The sequence below is a fragment of the Kitasatospora sp. NPDC091335 genome (assembly GCF_044757205.1).
Taxonomy (GTDB): Bacteria; Actinomycetota; Actinomycetes; order Streptomycetales; family Streptomycetaceae; genus Kitasatospora.
Genome location: NZ_JBIVUM010000032.1, coordinates 1 through 21,922, shown reverse-complemented (window position 1 = coordinate 21,922; position 21,922 = coordinate 1). Strand labels below are relative to the sequence as shown.

The 21,922-nt window shown below is 71.0% G+C and carries 19 protein-coding genes and 1 pseudogene; 12 read left to right on the top strand and 8 right to left on the bottom strand.

The window, feature by feature from the left end; translation table 11 throughout:
* Entirely contained in the window at positions 1-1,029 is a 1,029-nt protein-coding gene (locus ACIQOW_RS38415; protein WP_401092477.1) for a phosphotransferase family protein, read from the bottom strand.
* 578 nt (positions 1,030-1,607) lie between these two features.
* Here ACIQOW_RS38415 and ACIQOW_RS38410 point away from each other — a divergent pair.
* Positions 1,608-2,759, top strand: coding sequence for a trypsin-like serine peptidase (locus ACIQOW_RS38410; protein WP_401092476.1), 1,152 nt, complete (start codon positions 1,608-1,610; stop codon positions 2,757-2,759).
* A gap of 61 nt (positions 2,760-2,820) precedes the next feature.
* Here the strand turns inward: ACIQOW_RS38410 and ACIQOW_RS38405 are convergent, their stop codons facing one another.
* A complete protein-coding gene (locus ACIQOW_RS38405; protein ID WP_401092475.1) occupies positions 2,821-3,057 on the bottom strand; it encodes a hypothetical protein in 237 nt (78 codons plus the stop codon).
* Between the two features lie 165 nt (positions 3,058-3,222).
* Entirely contained in the window at positions 3,223-3,852 is a 630-nt protein-coding gene (locus tag ACIQOW_RS38400) for a TetR/AcrR family transcriptional regulator (protein WP_401092474.1), read from the bottom strand.
* 161 nt (positions 3,853-4,013) lie between these two features.
* On the opposite strand from ACIQOW_RS38400, the pseudogene ACIQOW_RS38395 reads away from it, so the two are divergent.
* The 6 genes and pseudogenes from ACIQOW_RS38395 (at position 4,014) to ACIQOW_RS38370 (ending at position 10,588) form a co-directional block, all read left to right on the top strand.
* A pseudogene (locus ACIQOW_RS38395) lies at positions 4,014-4,905 on the top strand (alpha/beta hydrolase family protein).
* Between the two features lie 79 nt (positions 4,906-4,984).
* Positions 4,985-6,004, top strand: a complete 1,020-nt coding sequence (locus ACIQOW_RS38390) for an aldo/keto reductase (RefSeq protein WP_401092473.1) — start codon at positions 4,985-4,987, stop codon at positions 6,002-6,004.
* Positions 6,005-6,237: 233 nt separating this feature from the next.
* Positions 6,238-7,506 (top strand): hypothetical protein, encoded by a 1,269-nt coding sequence (locus ACIQOW_RS38385; RefSeq protein WP_401092472.1) that lies wholly within the window; start codon positions 6,238-6,240, stop codon positions 7,504-7,506.
* A 432-nt stretch (positions 7,507-7,938) separates the two neighbouring features.
* Positions 7,939-8,568 carry an HAD family hydrolase gene (locus ACIQOW_RS38380; RefSeq protein ID WP_401092471.1) on the top strand — a complete coding sequence of 210 codons (630 nt, stop codon included), beginning with the start codon at positions 7,939-7,941 and terminating at the stop codon, positions 8,566-8,568.
* 100 nt (positions 8,569-8,668) lie between these two features.
* Positions 8,669-9,853 carry a helix-turn-helix domain-containing protein gene (locus ACIQOW_RS38375; protein ID WP_401092470.1) on the top strand — a complete coding sequence of 395 codons (1,185 nt, stop codon included), beginning with the start codon at positions 8,669-8,671 and terminating at the stop codon, positions 9,851-9,853.
* Between the two features lie 258 nt (positions 9,854-10,111).
* Positions 10,112-10,588, top strand: a complete 477-nt coding sequence (locus tag ACIQOW_RS38370) for a hypothetical protein (RefSeq protein WP_401092469.1) — start codon at positions 10,112-10,114, stop codon at positions 10,586-10,588.
* A 77-nt stretch (positions 10,589-10,665) separates the two neighbouring features.
* On the opposite strand, the gene ACIQOW_RS38365 is transcribed toward ACIQOW_RS38370, so the two are convergent.
* Complete coding sequence (locus ACIQOW_RS38365) at positions 10,666-10,827, bottom strand: hypothetical protein (RefSeq protein ID WP_401092468.1); 162 nt, start codon at positions 10,825-10,827, stop codon at positions 10,666-10,668.
* A gap of 278 nt (positions 10,828-11,105) precedes the next feature.
* Here ACIQOW_RS38365 and ACIQOW_RS38360 point away from each other — a divergent pair, with 278 nt between their 5' ends.
* Positions 11,106-11,651 (top strand): NUDIX hydrolase, encoded by a 546-nt coding sequence (locus tag ACIQOW_RS38360; RefSeq protein ID WP_401092467.1) that lies wholly within the window; start codon positions 11,106-11,108, stop codon positions 11,649-11,651.
* A gap of 249 nt (positions 11,652-11,900) precedes the next feature.
* On the opposite strand, the gene ACIQOW_RS38355 is transcribed toward ACIQOW_RS38360, so the two are convergent.
* The 3 genes from ACIQOW_RS38355 to ACIQOW_RS38345 form a co-directional block, all read right to left on the bottom strand.
* The gene (locus ACIQOW_RS38355) at positions 11,901-12,836 is read right to left on the bottom strand and encodes a glycoside hydrolase family 19 protein (protein WP_401092466.1); all 936 of its coding nucleotides are present in this window, start codon (positions 12,834-12,836) and stop codon (positions 11,901-11,903) included.
* A 465-nt stretch (positions 12,837-13,301) separates the two neighbouring features.
* Positions 13,302-14,279: a hypothetical protein gene (locus ACIQOW_RS38350; RefSeq protein WP_401092465.1), complete on the bottom strand. Its 978-nt coding sequence runs from the start codon at positions 14,277-14,279 to the stop codon at positions 13,302-13,304.
* Positions 14,276-14,635 carry a PadR family transcriptional regulator gene (locus tag ACIQOW_RS38345; protein WP_401092464.1) on the bottom strand — a complete coding sequence of 120 codons (360 nt, stop codon included), beginning with the start codon at positions 14,633-14,635 and terminating at the stop codon, positions 14,276-14,278. The genes ACIQOW_RS38350 and ACIQOW_RS38345 overlap by 4 nt, the downstream gene beginning before the upstream one ends.
* Before the next feature lie 343 nt (positions 14,636-14,978).
* Between ACIQOW_RS38345 and ACIQOW_RS38340 the strand changes: the two genes are divergently transcribed.
* Positions 14,979-16,025 carry a protein kinase family protein gene (locus ACIQOW_RS38340; protein WP_401092463.1) on the top strand — a complete coding sequence of 349 codons (1,047 nt, stop codon included), beginning with the start codon at positions 14,979-14,981 and terminating at the stop codon, positions 16,023-16,025.
* A 136-nt stretch (positions 16,026-16,161) separates the two neighbouring features.
* Here ACIQOW_RS38340 and ACIQOW_RS38335 read toward each other — a convergent pair whose 3' ends face one another.
* Entirely contained in the window at positions 16,162-17,016 is an 855-nt protein-coding gene (locus ACIQOW_RS38335) for a class I SAM-dependent methyltransferase (protein WP_401092462.1), read from the bottom strand.
* Positions 17,017-17,506: 490 nt separating this feature from the next.
* Here ACIQOW_RS38335 and ACIQOW_RS38330 point away from each other — a divergent pair, with 490 nt between their 5' ends.
* The 3 genes from ACIQOW_RS38330 (at position 17,507) to ACIQOW_RS38320 (ending at position 21,707) form a co-directional block, all read left to right on the top strand.
* Complete coding sequence (locus ACIQOW_RS38330; RefSeq protein ID WP_401092461.1) at positions 17,507-17,806, top strand: hypothetical protein; 300 nt, start codon at positions 17,507-17,509, stop codon at positions 17,804-17,806.
* 1,094 nt (positions 17,807-18,900) lie between these two features.
* Positions 18,901-19,830 carry a PIG-L deacetylase family protein gene (locus tag ACIQOW_RS38325; RefSeq protein ID WP_401092460.1) on the top strand — a complete coding sequence of 310 codons (930 nt, stop codon included), beginning with the start codon at positions 18,901-18,903 and terminating at the stop codon, positions 19,828-19,830.
* A gap of 821 nt (positions 19,831-20,651) precedes the next feature.
* Positions 20,652-21,707: a transposase gene (locus tag ACIQOW_RS38320; RefSeq protein WP_401092459.1), complete on the top strand. Its 1,056-nt coding sequence runs from the start codon at positions 20,652-20,654 to the stop codon at positions 21,705-21,707.
* Positions 21,708-21,922: the final 215 nt, after the last annotated feature.

The following is a 21,922-nucleotide window of genomic DNA, read 5'->3' as shown; positions in this document are numbered from 1 at the left end:
TCAGTTCTCCTTGAGGGTGCTCAGGCCGTGCCGGGCGAGGATCGGGGCCATCTCGCCCGCGCGGTCGAATCCGGCGCCGAGGGTGCGGCCCTGCCGGAAGCGGAAGTGGATGCCCTCGGCGACGGCGGCGAGCTTGAAGGAGGCGAAGGCGACGTACCAGTCAAGGTCCTCCGCCCGGCGGCCGGTCGCCCGGGCGTAGGAGGCGACGATCTCGTCGGGCTTCGGGAAGCCGGGGGCGGTCATCGCGGAGGGGATGATGCCGCCGCCGACACCGGCGAGTTCGGTGTACATCACCAGGAGGCCGACGTCGGTGAGCGGGTCGCCGAGGGTGGACATCTCCCAGTCCAGGACGGCGGTGATGCCGTCGCCCTCGTCCACCAGGACGTTGTCGAGGCGGTAGTCGCCGTGCACGAGCGCGGGCGCGGGCGAGACGGGCAGCCGCCGGCCGAGCAGGTCGTGCAGCCGGTCCAGGTCCGGCAGGTCGCGGCTGCGGGAGGCGGCGAGCTGCTTGGACCAGCGGCGCAGCTGGCGCTCCAGGTAGCCCTCGGGGCGCCCGAAGTCGGCGAGGCCCACCTCGGCGGGATCGATCCGGTGCAGGGCCGCCAGGGTGTCGACCAGCCTGCTCCCGAGCGCGTGCACCCGCTGCTCACCGAGGGCGGCCAGCGGGGCGGCGTCCCGGTGCGCGGTGCCGGGGACGTACTCCATGAGGTACCAGGGCGCGCCGAGGGTGTCGGTGCCCGGGTCGAGCAGCAGCGTGCGGGGCACGGGCACCCCGGTGCCGCGCAGCGCGGTCATCACGCGGTACTCGCGCCCCATGTCGTGCGCGGTGGCCAGGACGTGCCCGAGCGGCGGCCGGCGCAGCACCCACCGGGAGGCGCCGTCGCCGAGGACGTACGTCAGGTTCGAGCGGCCCCCTTCGATCAGGTCGGCCCGCAGCGGCCCCTGGGCCAGACCGGGCAGCTCACGCTCCAGACGGGAACGGAGACGAGCCAGGTCCACACCCGGAGGGGAGGCAGGGGTCTCGGACATCGGGCGGCTCCTCGGTCTCTTCTCATTGACTAAGCGCTTGCTTAGCATTCAGCCGCCGAAGGCCCCTGTCAATGCCACGGGCCCCCGTGGCGCGAACCGCGGGGGTCACCCAGAGGCCCCCGAATCACACTCGCCGGAGCGACCCTCCACCCATGACAAGAGCGTCAACGAGACGCCGCACCGCAGACCCACGCGTTCAAGCGGAAGCCCGGGCCCCGACTTGGGCAACGTCATCGGAACCCATCATTCATTACACAATCTTTGCCCCAGTTTTTCCGCAGACAGGACCCGCCGGGGCCACGCGCCAGACATTCACACGGCTTCGGATCGGCCAGCCAAAGCGCGGCCGAAGCGAAGCCAGTACTCACACAACAAATCGGACATTATCGCAAATTTGGGCACTGCTGGCCATATTTTCCACATCGCCCGCATCGTCCCCGATATCCCCCGAAGACCAAAACATTAATCACGCCCGGATTTTCAATCGCGGAATTTGAGACAGGGTTGCGCAGTATTCAGCCATCGCCACTTCACTCGCAATTCGATCTACAGTCGACTACTACGGTCTGAATTGAACCGTGAGCAAACGTTGCACCAAAGACCAGGATCGAACGGAGTGGAAATTGAAGTTCCACCGCACCTTCGCAGCCGCCACAGTTCTGATCGTTTCGGCAGCCGGACCAAGTATCGCCACGGCCGCCTCCGGCAATCACACCGACTCAGGGGCAGCCAGCGACGGCGTCACGTCCTGGACCGCGCCCGATTCAGACCGTGCCGTCCTCGACTTCTGGACCCCTGAGCGGATAAGTCAAGCAGCCTCCCACCCGTTGGCTACACCAACGGTGATCAAGGAAGCAACCGACAGGGCACGTGAGCATGCACTTCAACACGCGAACGGCAACTCCCAAAAGCCGGCCACAGCCAGCGCGGACGCCGTCGCACCACTCAGGTCTCGCAAGAATGCAGCACCAACCTCGCCGCTTTCCGCCTCGATCGGGAACCTCTCCCGCTCAGACCTCGCATCGCCCCTCGGCTCAAACATCAACATCGCCGGCCGTCTCTTCTTCGACATCGGCGACAACAAGCTCGGCACCTGCAGCGCAGCAGTCGTCGTCGCGAACAACAAGAACTCGATCTGGACCGCAGGCCACTGCCTGCACAGCGGGAAAGGCGGAGGGTTCTACTCCAAATTCCTTTTCGCCCCGGGATACGATGAAACGGCACCGTGGGGGTTCTGGAACGTGAAATCCATCATCGTCTCGTCCGCATGGGCCGATGACGGTGACCACCTCTGGGGCGACATGGGCGGGGGAATCGTCACCGCAAAGTCCGAGTACGGAAACCTCCAGGACTGGATCGGCGCCTACGGATACCGCTTCAACAGTGCCTCCGACATCGACGGAGTCACCTCGCTCGGATACCCGACGGATGGTTACAACCGCCCGAGTTCTGACTTCCACAACGGCTCCAAGCCGATGTACTGCCACGGCAACGCCGTGGACGCGGGCAACTGGAACCCCTTCGATGACCGCCTGAAGCTCCCCTGCGACATGGGGCACGGTGCCAGCGGCGGCCCCATCGTCTCCGACTTCCAAGGAAACAGTCAGATCGTGGGAACCAACAGCCACCGGGTGGCGGACAGCAGCAACAACTGGACCGAGAACTACATGTACTCCTCCAGCCATGGAGGAAACGCCGTGGCCGTGATCAACTGGCTCAACGCCCACTGACAGCAGTCGGCACCGGGCGCGGGGCTGTGCGTTCGACCGCACAGCCCCGCTTGCGTGTGCGCTACCTGTCGCCTCCGCGGATCTCGCCCATCAGTGGCTTCGGCGGATGCGAACGAAGGTACTCCTCGAACGTCTCAGGGCTCTGAACAAACGTCTGCATCTCCGGGGAGAGCGGGAGGTTCTCCTGCTTCACCACCCCGCCCGAGTCCCGAACGAAGAGCGCTGCCGTAACCCCACCCACCGCAACCACAACCCCGCCCAACACCAGCAGGACCCTCCCACCGCGCCCCACGACCATCTTGGATCCCTCCTCCATCCACCGCCAGACCGACCCACCATCGACATACCACGTCGCCGAAGAGCCGGATACTCAAAGACGCTTCCCTGCAATGTAGGCAGAACCAGCGCTTCGCGGAGGCCACTTGGGCGCCGGAAGGCCCCGCGAACCACGATGCGCAGGCCTTCAGCCCGCCTCCGCGGCCCGCCGCCGCAGCCCCCGGAGCAGCAGGTCGATCAGCCGGCGCGGGTCGTAGCCGGGATCGCTGTCGCGCCCGATGCAGAGGTTGCCGATGCCGCGCATCAGCTCGTACGCCTGCGTGCCGGGTTCGATCTCGCCGGCGTCGACGGCGGCGTCGAGCAGTCGGGTGCAGACGGGCACCAGGCGGTCGACGAAGTAGGCGTGCAGCGCGTCGAAGCCGCTGTCCGACTGCGCCGCGTTGGCGAGTCCGTGCTTGGTGACCAGGAAGTCGACGAAGAGGTCGACCCACTGCCGCAGCGCCGCGAGCGGGGAGTCGGCGCCGGCCAGCAGGGCCGGGCCGGCCTCGGCGCAGGCCTCGACCTGGTGGCGGTAGACGGCCACGACGAGGTCCGCCCGGGTCGGGAAGTGGCGGTAGATCGTCCCGACGCCGACGCCGGCCGTCGCCGCGATGGTACGGATCGGCGCATCGACGCCGGAGGCGGCGAACACCTCGGCGGCGGCCGCGAGGAGCGCCTGCTGGTTGCGCAGCGCGTCGGCCCGCTTGCCTCGGACCGGGGCCGGGGCCGGCGTCCGCGTCCGCGTCTGCGTCTGCGCGGACCGGTCTGCTGTGGACACCACGATCTCCGTCCGGGCGGTGATTGACTAAGCGGAACGGCGTTCCGTATCGTATCTGGAACAAGGTTCCGCTTTGAGTCTAGTCGAGCGGGGTCCTCCCATCCGCCTCCCCCGCCGCCTGCCGCACCAACCCGGCAGCCGCGGGAAGGGAAAGGCACCTCATGGACACCTCACCCCACACCGCTGGCACCGTCAGCGAGCCCGCCCCCGTCCTCTCGGTCGCCCCGGTGGTCCTGCCGGCTCCCGGCCGCGCCGTGGACCTGCACCTACGGGTCTCCGCCCCGGTGACCGGAGGCGACCTGCCGATCGTCCTGCTCTCCCACGGCCAGGGGCCCTCGAACCACCTCTCCTCCCTGAACGGCTACGCCCCGCTCGCCGATCACTGGGCGGCGCACGGCTTCGCCGTCGTTCAGCCCACCCACCTGAGCTCCGGAACACTGCGCCTGGATCCCGGTACCCCTGGCGCGCCGCTGTACTGGCGATCGCGGGCCGAGGACATGACGCGGATCCTGGACCGCCTCGACCTGATCGAGGCCGCCGTCCCGCAGCTCCTGGGACGCCTGGACCGGAGCAGGGTGGCGGTGGCCGGGCACTCCATGAGCGGCCACACCGCGAGCCTGCTGCTGGGCGCCCGCCTCACCGACCCCGACGACGGCACGGAGGCGGACCTCGCCGACCCCCGCATCACGGCGGGCGTGCTGCTCGCCGCGCCCGGCCGAGGGGGCGACGCCCGCCCTCGTGGTCGCCGGCGACCAGGACCTCTCCCCCCACCTGACGGTGCGCGGCGCGGCCTGGCACACCGACCCGTACGCCCTCTCCCCGGGCCCCAAGTCCCTGCTCACGCTGTTCGGCGCGGAGCACGGTCTCGGCGGGATCTCCGGATACGACGCCGCCGAGACCACGGACGAGCACCCCGGGCGGGTCGCCGTGGTCCAGCGGCTCACCTGGGCGTACCTGCGTAGCCGGCTCCGCCCCGGGGATCCCGCCTGGGGCGCGGAGTGCGCACTGCTCGCGGCCGGACCCGACCCGCTCGGGCGGGTCGAGTCCAAGTAGTGCCGGGCGCCACGCGCCGCAGTCCCGGGCGCCACGCGCCACCCTCACCCCCCTCGAACCGTCATGGAGGAACACAGCCATGCAGTACCGCACCCTGGGCCGTACCGGCGTACAGGTCAGCTCCCTCGCACTCGGCGCGATGAACTTCGGCAGGATCGGGCGGACCAGCCAGGACGAGGCCACCGCCATCGTCGACGCCGCCATCGCCGCCGGGATCAACCTGATCGACACGGCCGACGTGTACGGCGGCGGCGACTCGGAGGAGATGATCGGCAAGGCCATCGCCGACCGCCGCGACGACATCGTGCTGGCCACCAAGGCCGGTCTGCCGACGGGCGAGGAGCGCAACCACCGGGGCGCCTCGCGCCGTCGACTGGTCACGGCGCTGGACGGCAGCCTGCGCCGCCTCGGCGTCGACCACGTCGACCTCTACCAGATCCACCGCTGGGACCCGAGCACCGGCGACGAGGAGACCCTGTCCGCCCTGACCGACCTGCAACGCGCGGGCAAGATCCGCTACTTCGGCTCCTCCACCTTCCCCGCGTACCGCATCGTGCAGGGCCAGTGGGCCGCCCGCGAGCACCACCTGGGCCGCTACGTCACCGAGCAGCCCGGCTACTCGATCCTCCAGCGCGGCATCGAGGCCGACGTGCTGCCCGTGACGGAGGAGTACGGCCTCGGCGTGCTGGCGTGGAGCCCGCTCGCCTCGGGCTGGCTGTCGGGCGCGATCCGCGCGGGCCGGGAGATCACCACCAACCGCTCGACGTTCATGCCGCAGCGCTTCGACACCACCGTGCCGGCCAACCGGGCCAGGCTCGACGCGGTCGAGCAGCTGGCCACGGTCGCCGAGGACGCCGGCCTGACGATGATCCAGCTCGCGCTCGGATTCGTCACCGCGCACCCCGCCGTGACCAGCGCCCTCATCGGCCCCCGCACCCCGGACCACCTGCACGCCCAACTCGCCGCCGCCGACACCGTGCTCACGCCCGACGTGCTGGACGCGATCGACGCCGTCGTCGCCCCCGGCGTCGACCTCGCGGCACACGAGAAGAACGACACCCCGCCCGCCCTCCTCGACCCGTCCCGGCGCCGCCGCTGACGGGTCGCCGGCTGCGTCGGGACGACCGGCGGGCACCCGGCGGACCTCCCATTTGTGACGGCAATCACTGCAACCAAATCCCGTGCTACATAAGCGAGTTGCTCAAATCCACCCACCTGTCGTGGTTACACCGGCCATCCCTCGACAGGGGTCGATCAATAGTGTTCTGATGATCACATTCATTGATCACCTTCCGAACATCACCTGATCGAACATCAGAGAAATGGGGTCTCGTGCGGACTGCTCGCGGCACTGCCGTCCTGCTGGCGATGGGGGTCCTCGGGGCCTCCGCCCTGGCCACGGGATGCTCCGGCACACCGAGCAGACCCGCGGCCACCGCCACCGCCACCGGCCCCACCCCGGCCGCCACCACGCCGAGCACTCCGTCCGAGACACCCGCCCCGCCACCGCCCGTTCCCACCCCCACCTGGGACGGCCAGGTCAGGATCCTCGGCGACGGCTCCACCTCCGACACCGGCCCGCAGCCCAAACAGCCCACGCCCGAGCGGCTGAAACCCGGCGAGAAACCGCCCCAGTTCGTCGTCTTCTCCTGGGACGGCGCCCTGGAGGGCGACGATCGCCTGTTCTCCCGCTTCCGCAAACTCGGCACCGAGAACAACGCCCAGATGACCTTCTTCCTGAGCGGCCTCTACACCCTCCCCAAGTCCAAGAGCACCCTCTACCACCCACCCCAGCACAACCCCGGCGCCGCCTCCATCGACTACGCCACCGACCCCCACATCAAGGACACCCTGGAGCAGCTGCGCCTGGCCTGGCAGGACGGAAACGAGATCGGCACCCACTTCAACGGGCACTTCTGCAACGCCAAGGGCGGCGGCGACTGGAGCACCGAGGAGTGGAAGAGCGAACTCGACCAGGCGATCTCCTTCGTCACCAACTGGAAGACCAACACCGGATTCAAGGACCTCCCGCCACTCCCCTTCGACTACACCAAGGAACTGGTCGGCGGCCGCGCCCCCTGCCTGGAGGGCCAGAAGAACCTGCTCCCCGCCGAAAAGGCGACGGGCTTCCGCTACGACGCCAGCTCCCCGGGCGAGTTCCAGGTCTGGCCCGTCAAGAAGGAGGGCATCTGGAACTTCCCGCTCCAGATGCTCCCGTACTCGGGCAAGTCCACCCAGAGCCTCTCGATGGACTTCAACTTCCTGGCCAACCAGTCCGGGAACAGCACCAACGGCGACCCCAAGAAGTACGACACCTGGGAGAAGGAGACCCGCGACAGCTACCTCGCCGGCTTCGAACGCGTCTACAACGGCAGCCGCGCCCCGCTCTTCATCGGCAACCACTTCGAGGACTGGAACGGCGGCATCTACATGCAGGCCATCGAGGACGTGATGAAGAGCGTGTGCAAGCGCGACGGCGTCCGCTGCGTCTCCTTCCGCCAGGTCGCCGACTGGCTCGACGTCCAGGACCCCAAGGTGCTCGACAAGCTGCGCCAGCTCGACCCCGCCCAGCCGGCCGACTGGTCCCGCCTGACGAAGTGACCGGGGCGCCACCCCTCGGTGGCCGGGTCCCGCGCGGTGGCGCGGGACCCGGGCCGCCGTCCCGGGCAGCCGCCTTCGGTCACATGGCATGATGCACAGGCACTTTGACACCTCGACAACTCCCACAGGGCAACGCCTGGACGCTGATGCGTCGGCTCGCGCAAAGAAATGGCAAAGCCGCCGCATCACCCCAGGTCGCAAAGGGTCCTCCCCGCACCCGCGGGGGTCAGCCGGCGGCGAGGTAGGCCTGACGCGCCGCGTCCACGTCTCCGCCCGCCGCGGAGCCCCCATCATCGCCCGGTCGGCGGCCACGACGACAGCGTGCAGCGGCAGTGCAGTGGGCATGCCCTCATCGTACGGCCGAGGTCGGACAACGCAGGTCAGGGACGCCGAGCGCGGGCGCGCAACGGCCAGGTCACTAGGCTGCCCGACATGTTGCGCTCCGTGGTGTTCGACATCGGCGAGACCCTCACCAGCGATACCAGGTACTGGGGTGACTGGGCCCGCTGGCTCGGCGTCCCCACACACACCATGTCGGCTCTGGTCGGCTCGGTGCTGGCTCAGGGCCGCGACAACGCGGACGCGATTCGGATCGTGCGGCCGGGCGTGGATGTCGCGGCGGAGTGGCGGGCCCGGCAGGCGGCCGGTCAGGGCGACCGACTGGACGAGACGGACCTCTACCCGGACGTACGCCCCGCCCTGTCTTGGCTGCGTGAGGCAGGTCTGTGGGTGGGCATCGCGGGCAACCAGAACGCGGCCGTGTCCAGCCTCCTGCGCGACCTCGATCTGCCGGCGGACTCCATCGCCACCTCGGCCGAGTGGGGCGTCGCGAAGCCGGCAGCCCGCTTCTTCGAGCGGGTGATCAGGTGGGCGCCGGGCGAGCCGAACGAGATCGTGTACGTCGGCGACCACCCGGTGAACGACATCACCCCGGCCCGGGCGGCCGGCCTGCGAACCGTGCACCTTCGCCGCGGCCCGATCGGGCTGACCACCACAGCGCCGGACGCGGACTGGACGGTTGGCTCGCTGACCGAGCTGGCAGATCTGCTCGTCAGCCGGTAGCGGGATCGCCCCGATGGTGTGCACCGTCGGGGCGATCCCGCACGGCGCCGTGCTGGCACCGGTACCGTTCCGAGCGCGACCACGGAAACGGAGCCACCCGATGCCCGGAACCACTGTTGTAGCGCTCGGCCAGCAGATCGAAACCGCCCGGCACGCGGCCACATTGACGCGCCGACAGGTCTGCGCTGCTTCGGGGGTGAGCATCAGCATGCTCCGCAAGGTCGAGAACGGCGAACGTCGGCCCTCCGACGCCGTCCTGGAAGCGCTGGCCCGGGCGGTGCGGACGTCCCCGGAGGATCTGCTGGACGGGCCTCGCCGCACCGACAGCCGGGTACACCAAGCCATCCCGGCTCTGCGCCAGGTCATCGCGGCTTACGACCTGCCGGCGGACGGTCCGGTACGGCCGCTCCGCCTCCTCGCGGCCGACGTCGAAACCGCCGTCGAGAACCGAGTGGAGGCCCGGTACGCGCATCTCGTCGAACAGATGCCGATCCTGCTGGAGGAGCTGTTCCGCGCGGCTGACCAGGCTCGTGGGCGGGAGCAGGAGGAAGTCGCCCGGCTTCTGGCGCTGGCAGTGCGGTCGGCGGACGCGGTGGCTTACAAGTACGGGTACCACGACCTCAGCGGCCGCTTGGTGGAGTTGATGCGGTGGGCGTCCGGGTCCGCCGGAGACCCGGCGCTTGACGCGGCCGCTGCGTACGTTCGTACGGAAACCCACTTCGCCGCCGGTCATCTTGCCGCCGGCCTCCGGTCGCTGCGGACTGCGGTCGACAGGATGCCCGCTCCGTCCTCGGAGCGGCTGGCCGCGGCAGCGGCTGCTCTGCACATGCGGGCCGCGGTGGTGGCCGGCCGGATGCGGCAGGCCGACGACGCCCGGCTCCATCTGCGGGAGGCCGAGGTCCTGGCCGGCCGAGTGCCGGAACGGTTGTACGACGGCACTGCGGTGGGGCTGGACTCCCTGGAGGTCCACCGGCTGGCGGTAGCGGTGGAGCTCGGGGAACCGGGGGATCTCCAGGAGGCGGCGGATGCCGCGGCACGGTGGGCCCCGCCCCGGGATCTCCCCGCCGAGCGTCGCTCGCACTACTACATCGACCTCGGGCGGGCCCAGGTACGGCTCGGCCGCCCGCAGCACGCTGTCGAGAGCCTGCTGGTCGCCCGGCAGATCGCACCGCAGCACGTCCGCGAGCACGGGCAGGTGCGGACCGAGCTGGCAACGATGGTCCGGCTGACCCGGGGACGCGACGCCCGGGTGATGGCGCTCGCCCGGTGGGCTCGGGCCGTGTAGGTGTCACAGGTTGTGGCACTTCCGGGGGGAGCGGGCGGGGATCGTAACCGGTGTGACGGCAACACTGAACTCACTCACCGTGGATCCGGCCGTGATCAGCCCGGCGAGGCTCCGTGGAGAGGCATGCGTGACGTGCGGCTCGCCTGAGCTGCCGCTGGTCCCGGCCGGCCACGTTCATACCCCGACCGGCCCCGGCACGGCACCGCTCGGCTGGGCTGTGGTCGCGCACCCGGGCTGCCGGCCCGAGGAGCGTGCCGAATGAGTCTTACTGGCCCTCTCACGGTGTCGATCGACGGGCACCTCGTTCCCGTGACGCTGCCGCCTCGTGAGGCCCTGGAGACACTGCGGCAGGCGGTGTGCGCACTGCCGATCAGCGGATACGAGCGGCAGGCGATGCGGCGACTGTTGGACAGCTCCGGCGCCGACCTGGAGTACCGGATGAACGGCGACGAGACCACCGACTGGCCCGTGTCCCTGGATGACGGCACCCTCGCGATCGTGCGCGTGTCGTACGGCGACCGGCTGACCTGCCGGCAGCGTGTGGCGGCCCGCTACGATCCCCGCCGGGCGGAGCGCCGGGGCGGCCGGCCCGAGGAATGGGTCGTGTGGGACCTGGAACGCGACGTCGCGGCCGCGCAGAGGCTGGGCTCCGAGTCCGCCGCCCGCGAGTGGATCCGCCGACAGGTCCAGCTCGCGAACTACCAGTCGGGTCCCGCGTCCGAGGCTGCCCGGTGACCGGCCCCAGGGGCATCTCGGGGATCACCGCGTTCGGTTCCCTGTCGGGGGTGCTCCCCCGCTCCGTCGTCGCCCCGCTACTGCCGGGGTGTCTCGGTCTCCTCCGCCTCCTCGTCCACCACCACCTCGTCCGGCGGCGGCATCAGCGGCTGTCTCAGCCCACGGTTCGGGCCTCGGGTGCCGCGTGCGCGTTGGGCGCGCCAACGGCCCTGGTCGCTCGGGTCGACGGTTCCGCTCATCAAGTCCTCCTCGTGTCGGCCGAGTCCATCATCGTGGCTCGCACTCGGGCGGGCACATGTCCGGGTCGCGCCGGCCGTGTCGTGATGGCCGGCGGCCGCCTCGGGCTCCCGGGCTCCGGCCACGATCCCCTCGACAGGACCGGTCGGCAGTCCGGAGTACCGGCGGTCAAGGGCCGCGTCCGGCGGCTCCAGCGCCCCCCGCACCGTCCGGCACGGGAGCTTGCCCCGCACGTGAGAGGGTCGGGAACGCACCTGGTACGCACGTGAGGAGACCTGTCGTGAAGTGGGAGACGTTCGGACGCCGGCAGGTCTACGGCAGCCCCTGGGTCGAGGTGTGGCTGGACGAGGTCGAGGTCCCGGGCATCGGCCGGATCGACCACCACGTCGTCCGCTACCCCCGCGCGTCGACCTCCGCCGTCGTCACCGACGACCAGGGCCGGTTCCTCCTCCTCCACCGGCACCGGTTCATCACCGGGCGGTGGGGCTGGGAGGTCCCGGCCGGATGGGCCGAGCCCGGCGAGGACCCGGCGGCGGCGGTCGCCCGCGAGGTGGAGGAGGAGACCGGCTGGCGCCCGGGCCGCGTCGAGCTGCTGACCGAGTACGACGCCATGGCCGGGATCTCGGACGCGCACTTCCGCGCCTACCACGTCACCGGCTGCACCCGGACCGGAGAGCCCGAGGACGTGTCCGAGTCGAGCCGGGTGGAGTGGCTGACCGAGGCCGAGGTGGTCGAGCTGCTGGTCGGCGGCCAGATCGCGGACGGGCCTTCGCACGCCGCGCTCTCCTACTACCTGGGCCCGTACCGGCTGAGCCGTCGCGCCTGAACCCGCGGTGCACATCCGCTACGTCACCCATGAAGCCCACGGTGGAACGGGTGTTGTTCGGCCGTCCGACCCCGATCGGGTTCGGCTACACGACCAAACCGGCGCGTCCGCGAGCGGGAGCGGTCGCTGGGCGACAACGCCCCACTCCGGCAAGGCCGTCCGCCACCCGCTGCTGCGCTCGGGCATCGCCGTCACGATGCCCGAGCGCCCGGACCGGGTTCTACGAACTCACAGACCGGCCCGAAGTGCTCAGCAGCTCAGGTTGTTGCCGGGCACGGTGCCGATCAGCTGGGTGAAGCGCTGGTAGGCGTTGATCCGGCTCTGCACCTGCGCCGGGTTGCCGCCGTTGCACTCCAGGGAGCCGTTGATGCTGCGGATGGTCTCGCCGAAGCCGTAGCCGTTGACGATCGCGTTGTGCGGGGTCATGGTGCCAGGGCCGTTCTGGGTGTTCCAGTACCAGAGGGCGGTCTTCCAGGCGACGGCCGGGTCGGTCTGCACCAGGTTGGGGTTGTGCAGCAGGTCGATGCCGAGGGCGTCGCCGGCCGCCTTGTAGTTGAAGTTCCAGCTCAGCTGGATCGGGCCGCGCCCGTAGTACGCGGACTGGCCGGCCGGGCAGCCGTACGACTGCGAACTGTCGCAGTAGTGGGGGTAGTTGGCGGTGTTCTGCTCGACCACGTAGACCAGTGCGCCGGTCTCGTGGTTGACGTTGGCCAGGAAGGCCGCGGCCTCCTGCTTGCGGACGGTGTCGCTGCCGGTGGCCGCGAAGGCGGGGTAGGCGGCGAGGGCGTCGATCAGGCCCTGGTAGGTGTAGAAGGGGTTCCGGTTCGGGAACATCTGGTCGAACTGGGCCTGGCTGACGGGGAATGCGCCCGGCTTCGGCGTGCTGGTGGACGTCGGCGTGACGGTCGACGTCGGGGTCGGGGTCGTCGTCGGGCCGGTGCCGCAGCCGCCCTGGTCGGACCAGACGCCGGAACCGCCGGTGCTGGGCGGCTCGTTCTGGGTCCACCACTTGGCGAGCCAGTTGTGGCCGTTGTAGGAGACGGCGGCGCCGCCGGTGTAGACGGCCGAGGAGTTCCAGGGCCCGGCGCAGACGGCGGCGCTGGCGTTGGCCGCGGGCAGCAGCAGGACCACCGCCAGCGCCGTGGCGACGGCGGAGAGCAGTGCGAGCAGGCGTTTCGTGGACACTTGATCACCCCTTGTGCGGTGTGGGGCCGCACGGTCGTGGAGGTAGGGACGTCGGGGCAGGGGAGCCGAGCCCCGCGGGGTGGGGGCACGTCGTGGGGGACGGGCCGACCGGGGTGCGGGCCGGTGCGGGGCTGCCCCAGACTCAAGCGGAGTGGTCTATACCTGTCAAGGGGTTACGGGGAAAAGAGGCACCCCGCGGAACGGTCGCGGCCTGCTCGGCGGTGTCCTCGGGTCCACCGTGCCGCCCTCGCGCCACCCTCGTGCCGGCCTCGCGCCGCCCTCGCGCCGCCCTCGCGCCGGCCTCGTGCCGCCCTCGTGCCGCCCTCGTGCCGCCCTCCGCGGCATGGTCAGGCCCCTTCGTCCGGAAGGACGGACGGGAAGACGGGCGGACGAGCCCCCGACCCCGCCTCGCCCCGGTCCGGGCGGCCACCCCGCCCGGACCGGACACGTAGGTGCCCCGGACCGTCACATCGGGTCGGACGCCCCCGATCGGGCCGGCCCGGCGAGGCAGGTGCGCCGCATGGTGCGCCGCAGGACGCCGGCGGCGGTGGCGGCGGCCAGGAAGCCGAGGACCACGGCGCTGTTGCGCAGCAGGTCGTGGGCGTCGATCGGGATGTTGCGGTAGAGGGGCGGAGCGGCCATGGCCGTCCAGGGCAGGACGGCCAGCGCGACTCCGGCGGTCTGTAGGCGGTCGCTGTCCGGGCTGCCGAGGTGCAGGAGGTAGGCGAGGGCCATGACGAGCGCCGACCAGGCCGTGGAGGCGTCGAGCGCGATCTGCTGGAGCGGCGGGAAGACGACGTCGGCGTGGTTCTCGGGCCAGGTGCCCAGCCACAGGGTCGCGATACCGCTCATCGGCAGGGCGACGGCGACCGCCGAGGCCACGGCCCGGGCGCGGTTCCGCGCCGAGAAGTCGACGGCGTCGGGCGGCGCGAGCAGCACCAGGGCGCCCATCGCGGCCCAGAGGTCGAGCAGGTCCGCGGACGGGCCGAACGCCGCCCCCGGACGGAGCTGGGACGCCACGACGGCGACCAGGACGAGGACCCGGGCCGCGTTCCAGCGGCCGAGGAGGGCGCCCAGCAGGGCGAGGCCCCAGGGGGCGCCCACCGCGGCCGAGACCACTCCCGTACGGGAACTGTGGAGAAACAGCCCGGTCAGCAGGTGGACCGCGCCCAGGGCGGCTCCGCCGGCGAGCAGGAACGGCGCGGCACCGGCGAGTACCCGGCCCGCAGGGTCGCGGGAGCTGAGCCGGGTACGCAGCCGCAGGGCGTGTGCGGCGAGGACGGACCACTCGCGCAGGGCGGTGCGGCGATCGGCGTGCCGGACGGACTCCGCGAGGACGGCCGCGATCTCCTCACCGTGCGCGGCACGGTACCCGGCCGGGTAGAGGCCGCGCAGGGGAAGCCGGCGCAGCAGCCCGGCAGCGGGCAGGTGCGAGTCGGTCATGCCGTCCCCCCGTTCGTCCGCAGCGCCGGGCGGAGGCCGCCGAGGGCGAGCCGGCGCTCGGCCTCGACCGCGCCGGCGCGCAGCCGTCGCGTCTCCTCGGCCAGGACGCCCCGGCCCTGTTCGGTCAGGGCGAAGCTGCGGCGCAGGCGTCCGTTCACGACCTCCTCGTGGTCGACCTGGATGAGTCCTTGCTGGAGCAGGCGGTCCAGCGCCGTGTAGAGGGTGCCGGTGAGCATCTTGGTCCGGCCTTCGGTGATCGCCAGGACTTCCTGGAGGATCGCGTATCCGTGCCGGGGCTCGTCGGCCAGCGCGGTGAGCACGAGCCGTGTCGGCTCCTGTAGTTGAGGATGTGCCATGGCGTGACCATAGATCAATCGTTGAGATATGTCGATGGTTGATCTATTGCGGTGGCAGAGGCGGTTCGGTAGCGGTGACGGCGGGGATGACCGCTCAGCGAGCCATCGGGCTCAGGACTCGCCGGGCTTGACCGTCCGGGCCTCAACTACCGCGCCCCGGAGCCGAACCAGCACCTTCCCGGCCCCTGGTTGGGGCGGCCTTCGCCGGGGCGGTCGGGCTGCTTGCCGTCCCAGGTAGACCTCGTCGGCGGGAGTCGATTACGTTCGGGTGATCACCGACGCCCTGGTCCGGGGCACCGAGGAGCCGTCGACGCACCCTTCCGATTCACGGCACGCCGCGCGTGTGGCTGCCTACGGGTCCGTCGCCACCCGCCTGTCCCTGCTGAGCGACCGGCGACTCGGCGAGGTCGTGGCGTCCGCTCCTCCGGTCGGATCCGGCATCGGCGGCAGGTCGGCGGAGCTGGACATCGACGGGACACGGATCTTCGTGAAGAGGGTGCCGCTGACGGATGTCGAGACCCGGCCGGAGAACATCCGGTCCACGGCGAACCTCTTCGGTCTGCCGATGTTCTACCAGTACGGCGTGGGATCGGCCGGGTTCGGCGCCTGGCGGGAGCTGGCCGCCCACGTCATGACCACCCACTGGGCCCTGGGGAGGGAGTACGAGGGCTTTCCGCTGATGTACCACTGGCGCGTCCTGCCCGACTCCGCTCCCGAGGGCTTCGTGGACGAGTTCGGGGGCATCGACGGAGCAGTCGCCCACTGGGAAGGCTCGCAGGCCGTGCGCGAGCGGCTGGAGGCCATCGGCCGGTCCTCCCGCAGCCTGCTGCTGTTCCTGGAACACGTCCCGCAGACGCTCGCCACGTGGCTGCACGAGCGTCGGGAGAACGCGGTGACCGCCGGCGGTGGCTCCCCCTTCGCGTGGGCGGAGGACGCGTTGGCAGGGGGTGCGGCGTTCATGAGCTCTCACGGGCTCGTGCACTTCGACGCCCACTTCCGCAACGTCCTGACGGACGGCCGGCTGATCTACTTCGCGGACTTCGGGCTGGCCCTGAGCTCAGGCTTCGAACTCTCAGCGGACGAGGATCGGTTCCTCACCGACCATCTCGCGTACGACCGCCACTACACCGCGAGCCATCTGCTCCACCACCACCTCGTCGACCGCGTTCGGGGCGACATGGAAGCGGACGTGTTCCTCCGGGAGTGGATCGCAGGCCGAAAGCCCGAGGCTGTTCCGCCCGAGACCGCCGCGATCATCGAGCGGCATGCCCGAGCCGCCGTCGTCCTGGACGGGTTCCACCGCCGGCTGCTCTCGGAGAGCAAGTGGACACCGTTTCCGGGTTCCGAGCTCGACCGTGCCGCGGGCACCGCCGGGACATCGCGCCGCTGACGACATCCCTGGGGCCCGGTACCCGGACGACTCCACCACGGCCCGGCCCGGCCTGGCCCGGAAGCTCAACGACGCGACGTTCATCGAGGTCGGGACCTCCCCGACCACCCAGGACGACCTCGGGCCCGCCGGGTGGTCAGCGGGCGGTCAGTGAGTAGGCCGGCAGCGGGGCGTTGCCGTGGTGCTTCGCCAGGGACCGGAGTACGTCCCCCTGGCTCAGCACCAGCTCCCTTACGGTCCGCGGAAGTTGGGTCATCCGGTGCGCGTCGTCGAGCAGCGTCGTGCAGGCGTCCACCTCCCAGTCGCCGTCCTGGAGTGCGGTCGTGTCGACGGCCTGCGCCGGGGCGGGGTTCCAGCCTGTCGCCGAGAGGGTCCGCAGCAGGCTCTCGCGCGAGAACGGCGTGCGCACGTTGCCCTCGCCCCGCGAGCCGGCCGCCTCGATCTGGCCTTGGATCAGGACGGCGAGCAGGTGGGGAAGTTGTTCGGCCGAGCGGGGTTCGATGTCCCACTCGGCGAAGCACAGGTTCCGCGCCCAGCGGCGGACCCGGACGAGGGTGGCCGCGAGCTGGTCCAGGGAGCCGAAGTACCAGGAGCAGTGCGCCAGGACCACGTGGTCGAACCCGCCGTTGGGGAAGGTGACCGCCTCGTCGAGGACGTCCAGGCCGAGGCGGAAGTCGATGCGGGAGCCCAACGGCGTCGCCTTGAGGTGTTTCGCCGACTGTCCCAGGGTGACCGGGGCACCGTACGAGGGATCGGCGATGTCGACGGCGACCACCCGGCCCCGCGGACCGACGGCCTCGGCAAGGACGGCCGTGGTGTCGCCCTGTCCGCAGCCGACCTCCAGGACCGACGCTCCGGCCGGGATGTCCCAGCCGGAGACGAGTGCGGCCCGGTAGCGGGTCTGGGCCGGCCGGATTCCGGGGGACACGTCGGCGGTGGCCATGGCGGCCGCGATCGAGGGTGCCTTCGCTGTCAGTTCGGTCGCGTTCACGGGATCCTTCCGGTACTGCCGGGCCGTCCGTGGAACGGTACTGGCTAGGCGCCGCAGCCGATACCGCCGGAGCCTTGGTACCGGCGCCGCCGCATCGCGCGCTTCACTCTCAGCGACGGCTCCCCGGCCGGGGAGCAGGTGCGGGCGTGCTTCGAACCGGACGGTTCGAGGAGGCCATCGCGCCGTACGGGCGGCAGCGGCCGGCCGAACACGTGCTGAGTGTGAGTGTCCAGTCCCGCCCGACACGGCGGTACACGGCCCGGAACCGTGACGGAGGCGCGGAGGCTCACCAGGTCATCGCTAGGCTGTGAGTGATCGGCCGTGCTCGAAAGGCCGTGACGGAACAGTGCTGTCGAGCCCGCGTCCGACGCGGGGCCCCACGGCCTGGGCGAGGGGGTGCGCGGTGTATCCGTTGGGGCTTGGTGTGGTGTCGTGGTGGTGGCTCGCGATCCTGGCGACGGCGGTGTTCTGGGCGGTCCTGGTGCCGGGAATGCCCACCCCCACGCACCGGATCAGCATGGCGCTGGCGCCGGCCGCGATGGCGGTCTTCGGGGTCGGCAGCCACTACGCGAAGCACATGGACACGGCCGCGGTGCTCGCCATGTACTCGTTCGCGGTGGTGTCCTTCCCGGTGGGAATGATCGGCCACCGCAGGAAGTTCGCGCAGAACCTGACGGAGGCGCAGCGGAGGGGCGAGTCGGAGGAGAACACCTGGCCTCCCGCCATGATGGCGCAGGTCTTCGTGTCCCTTGCCGTATGCGGAGCCGCGGCGATCTGGGCTACCCGGTAGGCGGTTCGGTCCGTTGTCCGCCCGGTCGGACCCTGGTCGGGGTCATCGGCACGGTCATCTACCTGCGGGCCGCACCCCGGGTCCTGTCCGAGAACGGTTCCGCGGCGACGGTGACGGCCGCCCGCTGACCCCCGCGGCCAACGACCTGGCCGCGGCAGTGCGGGGCGGGGTACGGCGACCGTCCGGCGGTCCGGGACGGCTGTTGGGCCGGGTACCAGGTGGAACGGCGGGCAACACGACGGCCGCAGGCCTGGCCGGGTGCGCCGCCTGGCCGTCTCCCGTCTGCGGACCCGGCGCGGAACGACCCCGATCACCGGTCAGGGGCCTTGTCGGACGTCGCCGCGTTGCCCGTACGGCTTACTCCTCGTCGGTCAGGGCCTTGGTGCGTCCGATTCCGGAACGTCCGCCCACGCTGAACCAGCCCACGGGGCCCAGGGTGTGCAGGCCGGCCTGGCGGTGCCAGGGGTCAGGGCGCCCCTCCGTCCGACCGCACACCGTCAGACCCGGTGGAGCCGCGACAGCCGACCGGCCCGGCGCAGGGGCGTAGGCGTAGGCGTGCGCGGCGTTGACGGCGGGCCGGCGGCGGGCCCGAGGTCGGGCAGGGCCGTGACGCAGCGGCGCCCTCACCGGGTCACGTCGCCTCAGGGCCGCACCCGGTGACCGGGCAACCGTGTGCCGCCGCCGGCGATGAGGGCCGGGGCCGGGGAGCGGAGTACCGGGTCGGGGCCGGAGTGGGAACCCGGTCCTCGTTCCGACGGGTGACGCCCGGCGACGGGTGCGCTTCGTAGTCTCGGGGGCGTGACCGGGCAGTTCGTCCGCCGGGCGGCTCACCCGGAACGGGCCGCCGTCACCTCCGACTCCCCTTTCCCGTGCCGCCCTCGTGGCGCCGCTTTCCAAGGAGCCTGCGCATGGCCGATCGTCACTTCCCTCGCCGCCACCGTGATACCACCGCTTCCACTGGCGACCGTCCAGCCACCGGTGCGGCCGCCGCGACGTGGCCGGGTGAACTGTCTGGTGGCGGTCGTGCGTCGACCGGAACGGGTCCCTCCGCGCGGGGCGGGACGGAGCCCCGGTGGGGCCGGCAGGAGGCAGCGATGGCCGACATCGGCGGTGCTGGCCTGTCCCGGCGGCGGGTGCTGACGGCGGGCGCGCTGGCCGGGGCGACGCTCCTGGGCACCGGCCTGTCGGGGGGCAAGGCCTCGGCCGCGTCCGCCCCGGCGATCTTCTACTCGCCGCACCAGGACGACGAGGTGCTGGGCCTGGCCGGGTCGATCCTGGAGCACAAGGCGGCCGGACGGCCCGTGTACCTGGTGCTGGTGACACAGGGCGAGAACGACGGGCTGGCGAGGATCATGAACGAGAAGGACGCGGAGGGCAAGAAGATGGAGTGCGAGCTGCGCAAGAAGAACCTCTGCGCGGCCCACGGCCCCCACGGACTGAACTGGCCGACCGACGGTGTCAGCATGGTCGTGCCCTCCCGGACCGCGGAGTTCATGGCCTCGGCCGCCGTCCTCGGCGTCGACAAGGTGATCAACCTGAAGGTCCCCGATTCTCCGTACGGAGGAGTCGACGCCTTCGCCCAGTTCACCAAGACGGTCAAGTCGAAGATCGCGTCCATCGCGGCGCAGTACCCGGGTGCTTCGCACAAGTTCACCGCGGGCTGGCTGGAGGTCACCGACACCCACAAGGCGATCACCGACGCGGCCGTGCAGCTGGCGCGCGAGGGCAAGCTCTCCGACGTGCGCTTCAACTTCGTCTACGCCTACGACCAACCGCTCGCCTCCCGTGCCAACGGCGCCGCCTACGTGCTGAACATCCCCTCGGCCCACATGGACACCAAGCGCGACGCCATCTACTGCTACAACACCTGGAACCCGTCCCGGAACCTCTACGCGCTCGGCTACCACAGCGTCCCGGCCAAGATGGAGAGCGCGCACAGCGACCCGCACGAGTACGTCTTCGCCCTCCCCAACTCCTCGTACAAGTACGGGCAGATCACCGTGGGACGTCCGGACTGGTCCTGACGGGCCGCCGACGGCCTCGGCGGAGACCTGTTCTCCCTGCGCGACAACCGACTGAAGCGGGGCGTTACCCGGGATGCGGCCTTCGGGGACGCATCCCGGGGCGGCCGGATCTACCAGGTGATCAGTGCGTAACCGGGGCCGCCGGGAGCGCCGGTCCGGCCGCTCTGGCCGCTCTGGCCGCTCTGGCCAGCGGCGCCGGGTTCGTTGTCCGCGCCGCAGGGGGGGTGTCGCCCAGGCCGCCGTTGCCGCCCCGGCCGCCGCCTCCTCCCGCGCCGCCGACGCCCCAGAGGTGCACGACGAGCCGGCCCACCCCCGTCGGCACCGTGAACGTACCCCTTGTGGTGAACGCCTGCTCACCAGTGGCCCGCACCGTCCCCGCGCCCACGGCAGCCGCACTCTGCGCCGGGCCCAGCGGGCCGCCGAGAACACCCCAGCCCAACGCGAACACACCCGGCACCGCCACCACCCGCCGACACCGCCGGCCCACCCCCACCACACCACGACCACGCTCGAACACCGGGCCTCCTCCAGGTAGCCGGCCCCCGCCCGACCGTCACTCCGAGGCTGCCCGTGCCGTTCGTACCCCACCCCTCCGCTACTGCCCTCTCGACACGTGCGAAGGCGCGGCCCGGCGCGCGGCCGACAGGGCACGCCGGTACTCATGGACAGGAGGTGTCTCCCGAACCAGCCTGCCCGCGAAACGAATCCGACGGTGCGCCGGCCACGATGCCGGCGTACCGAACGCCGAACGCGCGGAGGCTGGCACCTCCTGGGCGACCGCATCCCGCGCCTCCTGACGCACCGCCCGGGGTGACCCAGCCGTGCCCGTCGAGTCAAGGGCACGGGACGGCAGGGGCCGAGGCCCCGGTGCACCACATCAGCAAGCCGATGCCCGGGCGGCCCGCATCGCCCCTGCGCAAGGGCCACGTCTACGGCACCCTGCTGATCAACATGGAGACCCGTCGTCCCGTCGCCCCGTCGACCTGCTGCCCGACCGCGAGGCCGCCACCCTCGCCCGCTGGCTGACCGAACACCCCGGCGTCGAGGTCATCTGCCGCGACCGCGCCCCCGCCTACGCCGAAGGCGCCCGCCTCGGCGCACCGAACGCGGTCCAAGTCGCTGACCGCTGGCACCTGTTCCACAACCTCACCGAAGCTGTGGAGCGCTGCGTCACCCGACACTCCCGCCAACTGCGCGAACCCGACCACGTCCCCACCCCCGAGGAATCCGCGGCGGCCCTCGCCAAACTGGAGAAGATCACCCAGGCGGCGAAGACGGGTAGGGGCGCCCACCGATACGCAGACCGCACCCGCGAGCTGCACCAGGCCATCCACGCGCTGCTCGACCAGGGCCTGTCCCGGCGGGAGATCAGCCGCCGGCTGGACCTGGCTCGCGGCACAGTACGCAGGTTCGCCCACGCCGGCATCCCCGAGGAACTCGTGGTCGGCAAGTGGCAGGGCCGCACCAGCGTTCTGGACGACTACAAGCCCTACCTCCACCAGCGGTGGCAGGAAGGCTGCACCACCGCGAAGACGCTCTTCGAGGAGATCAAGGCCACCGGCAACACCGGCGGCCTGACGGTCCTGCGAGACTACCTGCGGCCCCTACGATCCGGCGCCGAACCGCAGGCCGCTCCACCCGGACGCGACCAGCTGGTCGACTGGATCGGCAACGTGAAATCCACCGACCTGCCCGAGTTGGTGTCGTTCGTGAACGGGATCGGTTCTGATCTCGGAGCGGTGGTGGCGGGGTTGAGTCTGCCGTTCAGTTCGGGAGTGGTGGAGGGGCAGGTGAACCGGATCAAGATGGTGAAGCGCCAGATGTTCGGCCGCGCCGGCCTGGACCTCCTGCGCAAGCGGGTACTCCTCGCAGCGTGACCGGTATCCTCTCTCGGCACGGTCGGTGACGGCAGCATGTCAGCACGGAAAGTGATCCAGAACCCGAATTCAGCCGTTGCCGACAAACAGGGGATGAGCCCGGGGAATCGTGTGGACACCTCAGCCCATGTGCGGGTAGCGGTAGTCCGTCGGCGGGACGAAGGTCTCCTTGACCGAGCGGGTGGAGGTCCAGCGCGCCAGGTTCTGCTTGGCGC